At 37.7% G+C, this 14881-nt stretch carries 17 protein-coding genes and 1 riboswitch; of the genes, 14 read left to right on the top strand and 3 right to left on the bottom strand.

Annotated elements, in window-relative coordinates; all coding sequences use genetic code 11:
- Positions 1-20: 20 nt before the first annotated feature.
- The 10 genes from FHY45_RS03900 (at position 21) to FHY45_RS03855 (ending at position 11032) form a co-directional block, all read left to right on the top strand.
- Positions 21-692, top strand: coding sequence for a sugar transferase (locus tag FHY45_RS03900; RefSeq protein WP_066102381.1), 672 nt, complete (start codon positions 21-23; stop codon positions 690-692).
- Between the two features lie 87 nt (positions 693-779).
- Positions 780-2234, top strand: coding sequence for an oligosaccharide flippase family protein (locus tag FHY45_RS03895; RefSeq protein WP_066101556.1), 1455 nt, complete (start codon positions 780-782; stop codon positions 2232-2234).
- A gap of 24 nt (positions 2235-2258) precedes the next feature.
- Positions 2259-3011 (top strand): sugar phosphate nucleotidyltransferase, encoded by a 753-nt coding sequence (locus FHY45_RS03890; protein ID WP_066101553.1) that lies wholly within the window; start codon positions 2259-2261, stop codon positions 3009-3011.
- Positions 3012-3095: 84 nt separating this feature from the next.
- On the top strand, positions 3096-3854 hold the full coding sequence (locus tag FHY45_RS03885; protein WP_066101550.1) for a WecB/TagA/CpsF family glycosyltransferase: 759 nt from the start codon (positions 3096-3098) through the stop codon (positions 3852-3854).
- 13 nt (positions 3855-3867) lie between these two features.
- Positions 3868-4785 carry a glycosyltransferase family 2 protein gene (locus FHY45_RS03880; protein ID WP_139891444.1) on the top strand — a complete coding sequence of 306 codons (918 nt, stop codon included), beginning with the start codon at positions 3868-3870 and terminating at the stop codon, positions 4783-4785.
- Positions 4786-4851: 66 nt separating this feature from the next.
- The gene (locus FHY45_RS03875; protein ID WP_139891443.1) at positions 4852-5496 is read left to right on the top strand and encodes a CatB-related O-acetyltransferase; all 645 of its coding nucleotides are present in this window, start codon (positions 4852-4854) and stop codon (positions 5494-5496) included.
- Positions 5497-5555: 59 nt separating this feature from the next.
- Positions 5556-7217, top strand: a complete 1662-nt coding sequence (locus tag FHY45_RS03870; protein WP_139891442.1) for a right-handed parallel beta-helix repeat-containing protein — start codon at positions 5556-5558, stop codon at positions 7215-7217.
- 45 nt (positions 7218-7262) lie between these two features.
- On the top strand, positions 7263-8699 hold the full coding sequence (locus FHY45_RS03865) for an O-antigen ligase family protein (RefSeq protein WP_139891441.1): 1437 nt from the start codon (positions 7263-7265) through the stop codon (positions 8697-8699).
- Positions 8696-9859 (top strand): NAD(P)-dependent oxidoreductase, encoded by a 1164-nt coding sequence (locus FHY45_RS03860; RefSeq protein WP_066101538.1) that lies wholly within the window; start codon positions 8696-8698, stop codon positions 9857-9859. The genes FHY45_RS03865 and FHY45_RS03860 overlap by 4 nt, the downstream gene beginning before the upstream one ends.
- A gap of 27 nt (positions 9860-9886) precedes the next feature.
- On the top strand, positions 9887-11032 hold the full coding sequence (locus FHY45_RS03855) for a glycosyltransferase family 4 protein (protein WP_139891440.1): 1146 nt from the start codon (positions 9887-9889) through the stop codon (positions 11030-11032).
- Between the two features lie 42 nt (positions 11033-11074).
- On the opposite strand, the gene FHY45_RS03850 is transcribed toward FHY45_RS03855, so the two are convergent.
- The 3 genes from FHY45_RS03850 to FHY45_RS03840 form a co-directional block, all read right to left on the bottom strand.
- Positions 11075-11269: a DUF3813 domain-containing protein gene (locus tag FHY45_RS03850; protein WP_066101532.1), complete on the bottom strand. Its 195-nt coding sequence runs from the start codon at positions 11267-11269 to the stop codon at positions 11075-11077.
- Entirely contained in the window at positions 11270-11410 is a 141-nt protein-coding gene (locus FHY45_RS03845; RefSeq protein WP_066101530.1) for a competence protein, read from the bottom strand. It abuts the gene before it with no gap.
- 77 nt (positions 11411-11487) lie between these two features.
- On the bottom strand, positions 11488-12306 hold the full coding sequence (locus FHY45_RS03840) for a Cof-type HAD-IIB family hydrolase (RefSeq protein ID WP_066101526.1): 819 nt from the start codon (positions 12304-12306) through the stop codon (positions 11488-11490).
- A 130-nt stretch (positions 12307-12436) separates the two neighbouring features.
- Between FHY45_RS03840 and FHY45_RS03835 the strand changes: the two genes are divergently transcribed.
- From FHY45_RS03835 to FHY45_RS03825, 4 genes are all read left to right on the top strand, one after another.
- Positions 12437-13201, top strand: a complete 765-nt coding sequence (locus FHY45_RS03835; protein ID WP_139891439.1) for a prolyl oligopeptidase family serine peptidase — start codon at positions 12437-12439, stop codon at positions 13199-13201.
- Between the two features lie 71 nt (positions 13202-13272).
- Entirely contained in the window at positions 13273-13581 is a 309-nt protein-coding gene (locus FHY45_RS03830) for a metal-sulfur cluster assembly factor (RefSeq protein WP_066101520.1), read from the top strand.
- Positions 13582-13730: 149 nt separating this feature from the next.
- Positions 13731-13832: riboswitch (TPP riboswitch) on the top strand.
- 222 nt (positions 13833-14054) lie between these two features.
- Positions 14055-14189, top strand: a complete 135-nt coding sequence (locus FHY45_RS20770; RefSeq protein ID WP_257468970.1) for a hypothetical protein — start codon at positions 14055-14057, stop codon at positions 14187-14189.
- A gap of 183 nt (positions 14190-14372) precedes the next feature.
- Entirely contained in the window at positions 14373-14843 is a 471-nt protein-coding gene (locus tag FHY45_RS03825) for a GNAT family N-acetyltransferase (RefSeq protein ID WP_254654683.1), read from the top strand.
- The last annotated feature ends 38 nt before the right edge of the window (positions 14844-14881 follow it).

Genomic DNA, 14881 nt, shown 5'->3' with positions numbered 1-14881 from the left:
GGGAAAAAGGAGTGAATTCATTGATTTCTTCTAAGGCAGGGACTGCACAGGAAGCGTTCGCAGAACCGAATGAGCTTGATAACAAGAAATTATATCTAGTATCTAAAAGATACTTAGACATTATTCTAGCTGTAGTGGGTCTTCTGCTGTTAATTCCTGTATTTTTTATTGTAGCCGTCTTGATAAAAATTGAAGATCCTAAGGCTTCTGTGTTCTTTAAACAAATACGTGTAGGCAAGGATGGAAAAACATTCTGTATGTATAAGTTCAGATCTATGGTGATGAACGCAGAGCAACTGATAGAGACACTGCTCAATCAAAATGAGTCCAGTGGGGCTATTTTTAAAATGAAAGAGGATCCTAGGGTTACAAAAATAGGACGTTTTATTCGCAAGACGAGTATTGATGAATTGCCACAACTGTGGAATGTTTTGAAAGGAGAGATGAGTTTGGTCGGTCCCAGGCCGCCATTGCCGAGAGAGGTAGAAAGTTACTCTGACTATCATAAACAGCGTTTGTCCGTTATTCCCGGCTGTACAGGATTATGGCAGGTTACTGGTAGAAGCAGTGTCGGCTTTGAAAAAATGGTTGAGCTGGACCTTTATTATATTCGTAAGCGCCATTTCTTTTATGATATAAAAATCATTTGCAAAACGTTTATCGTAATGTTCTTTCCTAATAATGCTTATTAGGAAAGAACAATAAGAAAGAAGTGATAGTCATAAATAATATTTATGTTTTATATCGACTTATTCTAAATCGTACGGTGGGAGTTACTGATGATTAAAGAATCAATGTTGTTATCAATTAATCGATTTGCCAAATCAATTGTCCAAGTTTTTTTAACTATTCTTATAGCCAGATTACTGACCTTAACAGAAATGGGCCTTTATCAGCAAATCTTTTTGATTGCAGTAATGGTAGGTGCTTTTATTCCGTTTGAGATGCATACAACGTTCAGTTATTTCTTTAACAAAACGGATAATGAACGTGAAAAATCATTAGTGATAACCAATACGTTCTGGGTTTTGTTCATTCTTGGTGTACTGATGATTTTCGGCCTGTATACTCTATACAATATTGAGTTTTTATTAAAGGATAGCCCATTGCGCAAATATGAGATTTGGATTGGATTTTGGAGCTTTGCAACCATAATGGGCTGTTATTTAGAAAATTTGTTTGTTTCTATTAAGAGGGCTAAAATTTATAGCTTTATTAATTTATCTTATTATTTTGCCTATTTCCTGATTATTGGCTATACATTATATGCGACAAAGGAGCTACTCTTAACAATTAAACTGATTGCCCTGTTTGAAATCGTTAGAGTCATCATTTTGCATCTGTTTTTCCATAAGATTCATGGCATGTCTTTAAAAGGAGATCTGCCATTATTAAAACAGCAGCTTAAATATACAGCGGCAGTTGGAGCAGTAACAGCCATCGATGTGATTACACAGACAAGTGATAAAGTCATCATTTGGTTATTCTACTCAATAGAATTGTTTGCAATTTATTCAATATCATCAAAAGAGATTCCTTTCATGTCTATTATTACTGTAGCTGTTATAACAGCGATGCTACCAAGACTAGGTCGTTTATACAGCATACAAAGGCGGAAGCTAGAAGCCTTAAATCTCTGGTCAGAATCAAGCCGATTACTATCATTAGTCATGTTCCCTATTTTTTGGATTCTATTTTTCTATCATAAAGAGTTTATCGATCTTTTATACTCTGATACTTATTTAAGCGGATCCATCATCTTTTTAATATATTTAATGAAATTCCCGCTTCGCTTTACAGTTTTTTACACGCCTTTACTTATATCCGGTAATCAAAAGCTAGTTTTAAAAAACGCGCTTATCACGGTTATTTGCAATATCGTTCTAGGACTAGCATTGATGGGGTTATTTGGGTACATCGGGGTAGCTATAGCTTCTGTTATCTCATGTTTTATTAGTATTTACCTGCAGCAAAGAGATGTATGCAAAGTATTTGAAATTCGGCAAAGGGAGCTTCTACCCTACAGGTCAATTTTGATGACATTTGGAACCTCAGGTTTCACCGCAGGAGTGGTCTATTTAATTATCTCCTTTTTGCCTGGTCATCAATTTATCCATTTTTTTTCTGGCGGCATAATCACCATGCTGTTATGCATAGGGATCGCGCTAGTGAGAAAAGAAGTATCTATTCCCTTCTTATTCAATAAACCGATTGTTTTAAAGGTTAGGAGATAAAAAACTTAATAGGGAGTGTTGTAAATGAAAGGAATTATCCTTGCTGGAGGTACCGGATCGCGGCTTTATCCTTTAACAAAGGTCACCAATAAAAATCTGCTTCCAATCGGAAAATATCCAATGATTTATCATTCAGTTTATAAACTGAAGGAGTCCGGAATTGAAGAAATATTAATTGTAACGGGCAGAGAACATATGGGGGATGTAGTTGATTTGCTTGGCAGCGGCTTTGAATTTGGAGTTGAATTTTCTTATAAGGTGCAGGAAAAGGCCGGCGGTATAGCAGAGGCTCTTGGACTTGCTCGCGATTTCACTGAAAATGAGAAAATGGTCGTCATTCTTGGAGACAATATTTTCACAGATACAATTCGACCTTATGTGCAGCATTTTGCGCAACAGGAGAGTGGCGCGAAAATTTTAATTAAAGAGGTTGAGGATCCAAAACGTTTCGGTGTTCCGGTTATATATGACGGCAGAATCATCGCGATAGAAGAAAAACCAATGGTACCAAAATCGAACTATGCAGTGACGGGCATTTATATGTACGATTCGACCGTTTATAGGATAATTGACCAGCTTACCCCATCAGCGCGAGGTGAAATGGAAATTACAGATGTCAATAATCACTATATTAAGGAGGGTTTACTGAAATTTGATGTGCTGAGAGGGCGGTGGACAGATGCTGGTACACATTCTTCTTATGCACAGGCTAATATAATGGCTCAAAATATGGATTTCAGCAATTTATTTGAAAAAGAAGCAGTGCTCATGAAATAAAATTCAGCAATCATAGATAGATTCATTGAGTTTATAATGAGCAGATAAATGGACTGAAAATAGGGGTTAAGGAGACTGATCCAAATGAAAAAGTCCCATTTGGGCAATGTTGCAATGGATATCTTTAATATAAAGGAAGGCTTATGTGTGATAGAATCCCGTCTCATAAACAAAAAGAAAGCAGCAATCTATTTCTTAAATGCCCATTGTTATAATATCGCGCAAAGGGACAATGATTACAGGGAAATCATCAATAGAGCTGACTTTTTGCTGAATGACGGCTTTGGGATTAGATTAGGAGCTAAGTTGTTCGGTATCCAGCTTAAGGAAAATTTGAATGGGACTGATTTTATCCCAATGCTGTTGCAATTAGCGAGCGAAAAAGAGTACAGTGTGTTTTTGCTTGGAGCAGGTCCTGGCGTTGCTGAACTAGCTAAACAAAATATACAGGCAGTCATGCCGAATATTAAGATTGTTGGACAACGGAGTGGATATTTTAGTGATGAAGAGAATCAAGAAGTTATTCAGCAGATTAACGATGTATCGCCAGATATCTTAATTGTTGGCAGAGGAGTGCCTATCCAAGAAAAATGGATTGACCGGAATAAAGATGCACTTGATGCTAGAGTCATACTTGGCGTTGGCGCTTATATTGATTTTGCATCAGGTCGGATCCCGCGTGCTCCTAAGCTTATAAGGACCTTGAAGATGGAATGGGTGTTCCGTCTTATGTTAGAACCGAGACGCATGTGGAGGAGATATTTGATTGGCAATTTCCAGTTTTTTTATTACACCGTCAAAAATAAGTTGTTAGTTAATCAGGAAGCGGAGATCCAACGCTAATAGAGGAAGGAATATGGTGCGTATGAAGCCAAAGGTTTGTACGATAATTGTGAATTTTAATGGTACGCAAGATACGATTGCTTGTTTGAAATCACTGAACAATATAACATATGCCAATCATGAAGTAGTTGTCGTAGATAATGCTTCAAAAGAGAATGCTAGTTTAAAAGAATTTATAGAAGAGTCCAGGTTCCATTTTCTTGAACTGGGTGGGAATCACGGATTCGCCGCTGGGAATAACAAAGGGATTCACTATGCGCTTAGCCATATTGCTGATATTGACTACTTTCTCTTACTAAACAATGATACAGAAGTTGATCCCTATTTTCTTGAACCGCTTGTAGCTGAATGTGAGAAGGATAAAGAAGTTGGTGCTTGTTGTTCCCATATCAATTACCACAGTAAACGCAATAAAACATGGTATGGGGGCGGAGATATAAAGTGGTTAACAGGACGAGTACTGCATAAAACATTGGAGAGGAATGGAAAAATAGCTAGTGATGAGAATTTTCTAACTGGTTGTGTGTTTTTATTTCCGTTGGACATTCTTGATAAAGTTGGGTACTTGAATGAAGATTATTTTCTTTATTATGAGGATGCAGCCTATAGTCTTGAAATAAGAAAGGCTGGATATAAATTACGATATGTCCCTGATTCACTTGTTTTTCACAAAATCTCAGCAACTACCGGCTATCGTTCACCTCTCTCCAATTATTACGGAACAAGAAATAATTTGCTGTTTATGTCCATTTATGCCAACAAGTTAAATTTTCTTCTATTTTTAATGTTCTTTATCGGCAAAAATTTTGTTAAATACTGTTGGTATATTTTAAGGGGCAAACAATTTAAAAAGGTTGCGTTTGCTATCCAAAAAGCATTCTCCGATTTTGCTGCGTCAGCAAGCGGAAAACGTGAATATCCTTTTATGTAATAAATAAAGGAGGAGCTCATTATTAAATTTTTATATGGTCTGATCCCCCATTCGCTGAAAAGGGGATTGAGAGTCTATATATTTAAGAAGAATAATAAGTCAGTATTTATTGGTCCTTATGTTGAAATAGATCCGGCAACAACAAAGGTCGGAAAAAATTGCGCAATAAATTTATACACAAGTATTTCGAAGACAACTATTGGTGATTACACCTATTTTTCTGCTAACTGTAGTATCATGCATGCCAATATAGGTTCCTTTTGTTCGATAGGTCCAGACAGTAAAATCGGTCTCGGCAGTCATCCGACTGACTTCATATCGACATCTCCCATTTTTTATTCCACCTCAAAGGTGGTTAATAATATCAATTGGGTAGATCGGGATTACCATGTGGAATTTAAGAAAGTGAATATTAGAGATAACGTCTGGCTTGGGGCAAATGTCTTTATTATGAATGATATCGAGATAGGTGAAGGAGCGATTTGTGCCGCAGGTTCTGTCATTACAAAGGATGTTCCACCTTATTCCATAGTGGGAGGAATACCTGCAAAAGTATTAAAATATCGCTTTGATGCCAATACGATTGAACAGTTGCTAGAGTTACGATTATACCAAAGAAGTGAAGAATGGCTTAAGGAAAATTTATGCGGTGCCATTACACCGGAAGAATTGCTAAATAAGGAAGTCACTAAGACGAAATCAATAATTTAAGAATACAAAAATTTGACTGAATTTATTAAATGGCAATCCACTAAAAGGGAGTAGACTAAATGATGCCCATACTTATACAAGTTCGTTTGACTTCACTATTGAAGGATACGAAATTTTGGTTAGTTATCTTGATTGTTATGAGTGCTCTTTTTTTTCTAGCTGTCCAAATCAAGCCCCCTGATAAGACAGATGGATTGCCAGAATCATCAGTTGATGAGGTGGCCAAGTCAATCGACCTTCAAGAGGAGATCGACCAGGTGAGTGCCAATGGGGGAGGGATTGTTAACGTGCCTAAAGGCGTTTACGAAGTCGATACAAAAATTATTTTAAAGTCAAATGTCCACTTAAAAGGTGCAGGGATAGGAAAAACCATTCTTAAGCTAAATCTAGAAAAGAGTAAAGGTACACCGGATGATTCTTCTATTCTCGTATCAGAATCGAATGCTCAAAATATTAAAATCAGTGCTTTAACATTTAATGGGGAGAAGGAAAAACGGGAAAAGCAAATTAATGACGGATATTCTCATACAGTTGTTTTGCAATTTGTGGAGGGCTTTGATATTAGCGAGGTTGAAGTTGTTCGTTCTCCTAGTGCCTCTATCATGCTCTTTAATACGAAAAACGGAAAGGTCAGAGATTCAAGAATCATTGATGGGGGCTCAAATGGAATAATCGGGTTGCAGAGTACGGAAAATGTCCAAATCATGAATAATATCATCAACCACACCGATCATCAAAATGGTATATTCATCAGTTATCAGGAAGGAAAGTCCAGTCATAATATCACCATTGAGGGAAATAAGGTCGATGATGCCGGTGATTTTGGGATTGAAGTCGGGCATCTTGTTGAAGACGGCCATGAGCAGCATGAAAATATTGTTGTTCGAAATAATGAAGTGACTGGCTCACGGAATTCAGGGATTGCCTTTCGCACAGTCAGCGATGGGGTAATTGAAAACAATACAATTAAAGGCTATGGAAAAACAGGCGGATACGGTGGAGATGGCATCTTTGTAGAAGGCTGGAAGAATAAGTCCGTAAATGTCAAAGTTTTGAATAATAGGGTTGAGCAAACATATAACACTGGTGATGCCAATGCTATTTACGTGACAGGAATGGACAATACAATCATTGAAAATAATGAAATCATCGCCAGCAGAGGGAAAGGTTTATTCATTCAAGCATCCAAGATTGGAAAGCAGACAGGAGATTTTCCAGATGGAATCAGGCAATTCAATGACATTACTGTTCAGGGTAATCGGATTGCTGATGGGCGTAAGGAAGGAATCCACATCCAAGGTTATAAGGCGCACGGAATCAGCATTTCTGATAACGAAATCAGCCATAACCAGTCGACGGGACTCTTCATTGCAAATTTAAACGTAATGAGCTCTGGTCTTGAAGTAAGAAAAAATCAAATAAGTGAAAATGGGCTGGCTGGGATTGAAATGTATAGCCAGGAGGATTTTCTCCTTGAAGGGAATTATTTAAAAAATAATGGAAAAAAATCCGAGGAACTGAAGAACCGATCTGCAGTCGTTCTCTCTCATGTTGGAAATGGCAACCTCAATCAAAATACATATGAAGATGACCAAAAATTGCCGACGCAGAAATATTATTTACAGATAGCAGAAGCTACAGCAACAGTCAGTCAAGAAAATATGGACTTCATTGGTACTAATCCAAGATTAAGAAATAGTACGGCCCATTACTTAGAATAGTCATTGGAAATCATAACGGTGGAGTTCCTAAAAGGAGGGGGATCGGTGAACAGCTTGCTCATGAACACCAATAATCGGCAGTTTATTCAAATAGCAATGGCGGTCACTCTTGCGATGGTCGTTGGAGTCTTTGCTGCCTTACCGCTTGTCTATTTACCTATCATCATATTGATTATAGCGGTCATTTTTTTCTTTCCATTATCAGTTGAGAGAATTTTCACCTTCATTGCCCTGTCCATTTTTATTGACCGATCGTTTATTACCTTTCAGGGATCATATATACGGATCTTTCAAATATTGTTTCTAGCATTATTTTTAAAGTTTGCGATTGAATATTTGCTCTCTAGACGGGAAATTGTACATGCCCCCTTATTTATCCTGATTAATTTATGGGTCTTCAGCTATTTTTTTAGTATTGGCCATTTAATCAGTGTGGGGGATTTCTGGGAATCTGTCGTTGGGCAACTATTTTTGAACCTATTCTATTTTATTTCTGTGCAATGCATCTATAGTAAAGGACTTTCTTACTTTGACAAGATTTTGAAATACACCATTATTTCGGGTGTTATTGTAACTTTTGTCGGAATCCTGCAATGGATTGGATTCTTTTTTGGATTTGAATTTGGGCTCAGCCATTATGAAGAGATAGGAATTCCTAGACCTTCATCATTTGCCCATGAACCTGACTGGTATGGCTTATTTGCCGGATATTCCGCTGTCTGGTTTGTCGTGATGTATTTAAGAAAGGATTCCCGTTTATTTTCACAGCTCTTTATTTTGATTGGCATGTTTATGTGTTTTGTAGGTGTATTTATCAGTATGGCCAGAGCAAGCATTCTATCCTTAATTGTAGCAATACTCTTTATTTTAATTATCACAAAAAATATGAGAGCGATTAAACTGCTTGCCAGTTCAGCCATTATTATGATTGTGGGGGCGATGGTACTCTTCATCATAAACCAGGACATTTTCATGAAGGTATATGATCGCTTCAATCCAAGCACAAGTCTTGAAACCGACCAGGGAGCAGCAGACAGCCGGTTTGCATCAATCCAGCTGATGCTTGATTATATCCCGAAGCATCCGCTAGTCGGCAATGGCAGCGGCGGAATGTCGGAATTATCAATGAGAGATGATATTAGGCAGGAGTATATTTATGGAGGGGAATTAAACGCTGGGAAAGGGAATGCCAATATTTTTTTAACCGTATTGTTTGATACGGGTATCATTGGTCTGATTATTTTCCTGCTGATTCTTGGAAGGGCCGCCTGGATGATTCTGTCTGTTTATCATAAATCTAATTTCATACCTCTTGGCTTTTTAGCAGCTAGTATTTTTATCTTAGTTGATTTCAATTTCAATAATGGATTTAGAATGGGATTCGTGTGGCTTCATGCTGCTTTAATTGCAAGCTATTTCCTTCTCATAAGAAAAGAAAAGAGAAGACTTAATACCATACCGGGGGGAGAATTGGATAGATGATGAAACAAAGAGTGGGCATTATCGGAAGCGGGTTTATTGGGAAAGGTTTAGTAAATGCACTACATTTATTTAATGATATAGAAGTGACAAAGGTATTAACAAGAAGTAGGGTAGATACTCGAGGAGATTACCGATATCCTGATTTACTGACCCATTCAGTCGATGAGGTGATTGAGCATTCAGATGTAATTGTTGAGTGTACAGGGGATGTTTTGTTTGGCACCGATATGATTGCTAAGGTGATGGAAGCAGGAATTCCTGTCGTGACAATGAATACGGAGCTGCAAGTTACAACAGGCTCCTATTTTGCCAAACGAGGTTACATTACAGAAGCAGAAGGAGACCAGCCTGGTTGTTTGGCGGCTTTAAGAGAAAATGTTCTTCAGATGGGATTTGAACCAATGGTTTTTGGCAATATAAAAGGATTTTTAAATCCTAATCCTTCACCCAAGGATATGCTTTATTGGTCGAATAGAAATAAAATCAGCTTAGAGATGGTTACCTCGTTTACTGATGGAACGAAAGTGGAGTTTGAACAAACACTTGTGGCAAATGGGCTTAATACAAAGTTTTTGCCATCAGGGATAATGGGAATAAGCGCGGAAGATTTACAGGAGGGGGCTAATGCACTCGCATTAGAAGCCGATCAATTAGGATATCCAATCAGCGATTATGTTCTGTCGTCAAAGGCTCCTGCTGGGGTATTTATTACGGCTAAGCATTTGGATATGCAGGGGCAGCGTAATGCACTTCAATATATGAAGCTAGGGGATGGTCCTTATTATACGATTATCCAGCCTTTTCATTTATGCCATCTTGAAGTGGTCAAAACAATAAGAAGGGTTTTTGAAAAGAAAGAAGTATTATTAAATAATAGCTGTTTTCCATCCTATAGCATGGGATCGATTGCTAAGAAGAAGCTGAATATTGGAACTGTCATCAATAGAGGCATTGGAAGTTTTGAAGTGAGAGGGAAAGCGTTAAAGATTGAAGATGAGCCTAACCATATACCAATTGGACTCTTAGATTCGGTAAGGATTATAAAACCTGTAGAAGAAGGGGAAATACTGACCTTCTCACATGTTGAAATAGACGATAGTCTGGCCTATAGGGCATGGATGGAAATAAAAGAACAGTCCATATTATTGCAGGAAATTTAATGAATATATGAGAGGATGTGAATCATCATGAGAGTTCTCCATGTCATCAGACAATACAAACCAGTTATTGGCGGTATGGAAAATTATGTGGAAAACTTGGCCGTCCACCTAAAAGAAAGAGGGATTTATTCGGAAGTATTAACGTTAAATGCAGATTTTTCAAATGGTGAAAAATTTTCCGATTCTGCCATTATAAATGGGATTAAAATCAAGAGAATTCCTTATTTCGGTTCGCGGAGATATCCGATTGCGTTATCTGCTGTCAACTATATCTCTGAATTTGATTTAATTCATATCCATGGGGTTGATTTCCTGCTCGATTACTTAGCTGGATTAAAACCATTTCATAAAAAAACGATGATTCTCTCTACACATGGCGGGTTCTTTCACACGAAGAAGTTTTACCTTTATAAAAAGCTTCACTTCCATACTGTAACGAAGTATAGTTTGAAGAATATGAAATGGATTGTCGCTGTCAGTGAAAATGATTATAAATCATTTCGACCAATCTGTCCTGAGAGGCTAGATTTGATTGAATGCGGAATAAACTTTGACCATTATCATACGATTGCAGAGGAAAATGGGTACCCGAATCGGTTTATCTTTGTTGGAAGATTCTCGAAGAACAAACGAATAGACAAGCTTCTGCTTTTGATTAAGAAGCTGAAGGTAGAATTCCCAGATGTGCACCTATCCATTGTGGGAAGGGATTATGATAACTTAAAGGGAGAGTTAGAGAAACTTATCGATGAATATGAAATTGGAAATCATGTGGCTATTTGTGAGGCATTATCTGAAGAGGAACTCCTCGAGGAAATGGCCAAGGCGTCCTATTTTATATCCGCTTCCGAATATGAAGGTTTTGGGTTATCTTCATTAGAGGCGATGGCAGCGGGAAGGGTAGCATTGCTGAACAATATCCCCTCCTTTGAAAAAATGATTCAGGATGGCAAGAATGGCTATTTGTTGTCTTTCGATGATGTCGATTCTGTTGAACAAAAGGTTAAGGAAGTTTTATTCAACAAAGATATGGAAAAAGTCAGGCGGGCAGGAGTAGAGAAGGCTAGGCAAAATTCTTGGGGAGCAGTAGTGGAAAGGTTCATTGATTTGTATGAATCTATTCATAAAGAGGCAAATGATACCCATTCAAAATTGGCAAGCAAAGTGAAATAAAGAGAGGGCGCAAGGAGTGTACCTTGGTGCCCTCTCTTTTTATTATTGAATGCTGTTTTCTAGGGAGTCAAGCACATCTTGCATTTGATGGAGTTGCGCCTGCTCAGCCAGTGTTGAATTCGCAAATGCAGAAGATAGCTCATTGCGTGCTTTAGTGATTAGTTCCTGTTGATTAGAGCTTTCTATCTGTGCCAATTCCACAGCTTTTTGAGCCCGACTAAATAATTCATTGCGCATTTACAGTCCTCCACAGGTAGAAGAATCTTGATTCTCTTCAGCCTCAGCCATCGTTAAACGATATGGGAATCGCTCACTATGTTTAGACACAGCCGTTTTACCTTGTTGAACAAAGCGCTTTGATTTATTTCTTTTTCCCATGGAAGTACCTCCTGCATTCAAGGTGTGACTCGAAAGGAAGAGTCATATCTATCATAACCAGACGGAGATTATGTTAGTCACGCAGATTTTATATTAAATTTCTCTTCAAGGAAGACTGCAATTCCATCTTCCTCATTTGATAATGTAATGTGATTAGCAACATTTTTCAGCTGTTCAATACCATTTCCCATGGCTACGCCGGTTCCTACATAATCAAGCATTTCTAGATCATTATCTTCATCGCCAAATGCGATAATATTTTTTCTGGAAATTCCTAAATCTTTTGATACCAAATCAACACCAACTGCTTTGCTCATTCCATTTCTAACGATTTCGATGACATGCCATGGATCTGCCCAGCGTCTGTGATCAATGACTTCAGCATGGACATCCGAAAGGTGTTTCCTGATTCCGGCGACATCATTTTCATCGGAATGAATAAGCATCGAAGTAGGGGAAGCCTGTAGAAATTGGCGTAGATCACCTGTAGTTATATTGCTGCTGCCGTGATGCAAAATATCAATTAATTTTTCATCATGGTAATGGAAATACACATCATCCTTTACCTCGGCAATAATATTGTGTAAACGATAATCGTCCATAGCTTCCACAATGTCTTTTGCCACTTTTATATCTAGCGGCGAATGATGCATGCCCCAGCCTGTATGGAGGGGATGGTGAATAAAAGCTCCATTAAAATTCACAATCGGGGTTTTAAATTGCATTTCACGATAATAAGGTTCACTGGATCGGTATGGTCTCCCAGTAGCAATCATCACTTCATGACCATTATTTTGTAATGTTTGCAATACTTTTTTAGTACGTGGAGAAATGGTTTTATCATCTTTCAATAATGTTCCATCTAGATCAAGTACAATTAAATGTTTATCTGACATATGGCTCTCCTTCTAAAATTATAAGTTGAATTAATTCCATTTAGATTCCTATTTTATATATCATAACAAGTATAGCCGTTTAATGGTATCGTTTGGTTTGTAAAAAAATATATAGAGAAGGGGAATAATAATGATACAAGTAGAGAAAGTATATGTTGAACATATTCCAATGCTTATAGTAGGTAAGCAGGATATGAATAATGTACCTCTCCCCGGATTTATTTTTCTTCACGGTTTTACCAGTGCAAAAGAGCATAATCTGCACTATGCTTATCTTCTGGCGGAAAAGGGGTTTAGAGTATTTTTGCCTGAAGCATACTTGCACGGTGAACGAGAGGAACGGGACATGAAGAAGGATTTATCGAGTTCATTTTGGAAAATTGTTATTTCCTCTATAAAAGAATTGCATATGATCAAAAAATATATTACAGAGCATGGATTAGCGATTTATGATTGTATTGGTCTTGGCGGTACATCTATGGGTGCAATCACGACACTTGGCGCACTAACTCAATATGATTGGATTCGTGTGGGAGTCAGTCTGATGGGAAACCCGGAATATAAAGAGTTTGCGCAGTATCAAGTGGAGGAATTTAAAAAACAGGGGATTGATTTAGGGTTTACGGAGGAAGAGAAATTGAAAGTATTCAGTACTCTTGAAGAACTTGATTTATCCTTGCAGCCCGATAAACTAAATAATCGCCCTCTTTTCTTCTGGCATGGGGAAAAGGATCCTATTGTACCGATTGCAGGTGGCCGTGCGTTTGTTGAAAACCTCCAGGAAAAAGTAGATTCTGGCAGAATTACTTACATATCTGATAAGACGGCCGGTCATGCTGTTACTAGAAGTGGATTACTGCAGGCCGTTAACTGGATAGAAGAGAATCTTGTATAAGGATTAAGAATGGTCAGATTAAGTGAAATTTGGTAGGATTGAAACAAGAACGTTGAGGAAGGAGATTTAACATGGATCAAGATATGAAAGATAGCCTTATGAGTGCATTGGAAGAAGTTTTGGACCCTGAATTGGGAATTGATATAGTAAACCTAGGCCTAGTCTATAATGTCGATATGACCGACGAAGGCGATGTGACAGTAACGATGACCTTAACCGCGATGGGCTGTCCATTGGCAGGTACCATTGTCGATCAAGTACGTTATGCATTAAAGGAATTGCCTGAAGTGAAAAACGTAGAAGTAGACATTGTTTGGACACCGGCATGGACAAAGGATCGTATGTCACGTTATGCGAAAATTGCCTTGGGTATACAATAATAAAGATTGAATATATTTGGAGAGCTGAGTTTAAGGCTCTCTTTTTTATGAAAAAAATATCTTTAAGATATTCAAATATCAACTGGGTTAATAGAATCGGTTGGTCCTATTGGAATTGGTTTTTATTTCTGATAAAGTTAAAATAATCAAATTATTTGCAGGGGGACTCTTGTTACGAGTTGAGAAGGTTAAAACCTGACCCTTTGAACCTGTCATTTAATACTGGCGCAGGGAGCGATAACATCACTTTGTTGATGCGAGACCCTTTTTTAGTATAGGAAATACCTGGTGCAGATGGAGTGGCTGTTGTTTCTGCTATTGCTTTAAGTGATTATCCACTTCAAGCGGTCGAATCGTTTAAGCAGCAGTTTGTATGTTAAGTATCATGAAATGAATTAGGGTTTATGGGAAGGATAAAAGTGAAAGAGTGAGAATCTCTTCCGCTATTATTCTTGATAGGAGGCATAACAAACATGCGTGAATATGACCTAGTCCAATTAAATGAAGAACAGGTAAGGCAATTAAATGAGTACCAGGAAAAACTCAGCGAGCAATTAGGCCAAGATATTATTCTGATTGCTTATCATGATGAGGAGGAAAGCATTTAATTCCTGTAAAAAGGCGATCAGCTATATAGCAATGAATCGCCTTTTTACATATTAGAAAAAAGATTTGGTGAATTGATCAAGAATATAGGAAGATTATAGATAGATGGTTTACAGTTAATATAGGTATTTATGAATCCTAAAACCATGCACAGAAGAGAAGGATAGAAGAAGGGATAGAGAAGAGTGATAGGGAATATTCGCATATGTACGGAAATTACCGAAAAACACTGGCGGTTGTTAATGGAGGCAGATCCTTCAAGACAGCAAATCGAAAAATATAGCGATACAGGCTATACCTTTGAACTTCTTAGTGATGATGATATAGCAGGAATTATTATTGTAACTCCAAAAACAACGGAACGAGTAGAAATTATGAATCTATCCGTAGATGAAAAATGGCGGGGCAGAGGATATGCGAAGGCACTGATTGAGTATGCTTGTTCGTTTTCAGCTGCCAAAGGGTATCGCATCGCAGAAATAGGTACTGGAAATTCCAGTATCTATCAACTTGCACTCTATCAAAAGGTTGGTTTTAGAATTATGGGTATCGATCATGATTATTTTAGTAGGAATTATCCTGAGCCAATCTATGAAAATGGTATGTTATGCCGGGACATGATTCGTTTAGAAAGAAAACTTCAATTAAATAAGTAGTATGTAGTAGCGCATATCATTTTGGGAAGTGATTTCAT

The organism is Bacillus sp. D386 (assembly GCF_006346415.1).
Note: the sequence above shows the minus strand (reverse complement) of the source record. Positions and strands in the feature narration are given on the sequence as shown.

What these genes read in the sequence shown, in the direction of transcription:
- FHY45_RS03895 (WP_066101556.1), top strand. Translation starts at nt 780, where the DNA reads ATGATTAAAGAATCAATGTTGTTATCAATTAATCGATTTGCCAAATCA.
- FHY45_RS03890 (WP_066101553.1), top strand. Translation starts at nt 2,259, where the DNA reads ATGAAAGGAATTATCCTTGCTGGAGGTACCGGATCGCGGCTTTATCCT.
- FHY45_RS03885 (WP_066101550.1), top strand. Translation starts at nt 3,096, where the DNA reads ATGAAAAAGTCCCATTTGGGCAATGTTGCAATGGATATCTTTAATATA.
- FHY45_RS03880 (WP_139891444.1), top strand. Translation starts at nt 3,868, where the DNA reads ATGGTGCGTATGAAGCCAAAGGTTTGTACGATAATTGTGAATTTTAAT.
- FHY45_RS03870 (WP_139891442.1), top strand. Translation starts at nt 5,556, where the DNA reads ATGATGCCCATACTTATACAAGTTCGTTTGACTTCACTATTGAAGGAT.
- FHY45_RS03860 (WP_066101538.1), top strand. Translation starts at nt 8,696, where the DNA reads ATGATGAAACAAAGAGTGGGCATTATCGGAAGCGGGTTTATTGGGAAA.
- FHY45_RS03855 (WP_139891440.1), top strand. Translation starts at nt 9,887, where the DNA reads ATGAGAGTTCTCCATGTCATCAGACAATACAAACCAGTTATTGGCGGT.
- FHY45_RS03850 (WP_066101532.1), bottom strand. Translation starts at nt 11,269, where the DNA reads ATGCGCAATGAATTATTTAGTCGGGCTCAAAAAGCTGTGGAATTGGCA.
- FHY45_RS03845 (WP_066101530.1), bottom strand. Translation starts at nt 11,410, where the DNA reads ATGGGAAAAAGAAATAAATCAAAGCGCTTTGTTCAACAAGGTAAAACG.
- FHY45_RS03840 (WP_066101526.1), bottom strand. Translation starts at nt 12,306, where the DNA reads ATGTCAGATAAACATTTAATTGTACTTGATCTAGATGGAACATTATTG.
- FHY45_RS03835 (WP_139891439.1), top strand. Translation starts at nt 12,437, where the DNA reads ATGATACAAGTAGAGAAAGTATATGTTGAACATATTCCAATGCTTATA.
- FHY45_RS03830 (WP_066101520.1), top strand. Translation starts at nt 13,273, where the DNA reads ATGGATCAAGATATGAAAGATAGCCTTATGAGTGCATTGGAAGAAGTT.
- FHY45_RS20770 (WP_257468970.1), top strand. Translation starts at nt 14,055, where the DNA reads ATGCGTGAATATGACCTAGTCCAATTAAATGAAGAACAGGTAAGGCAA.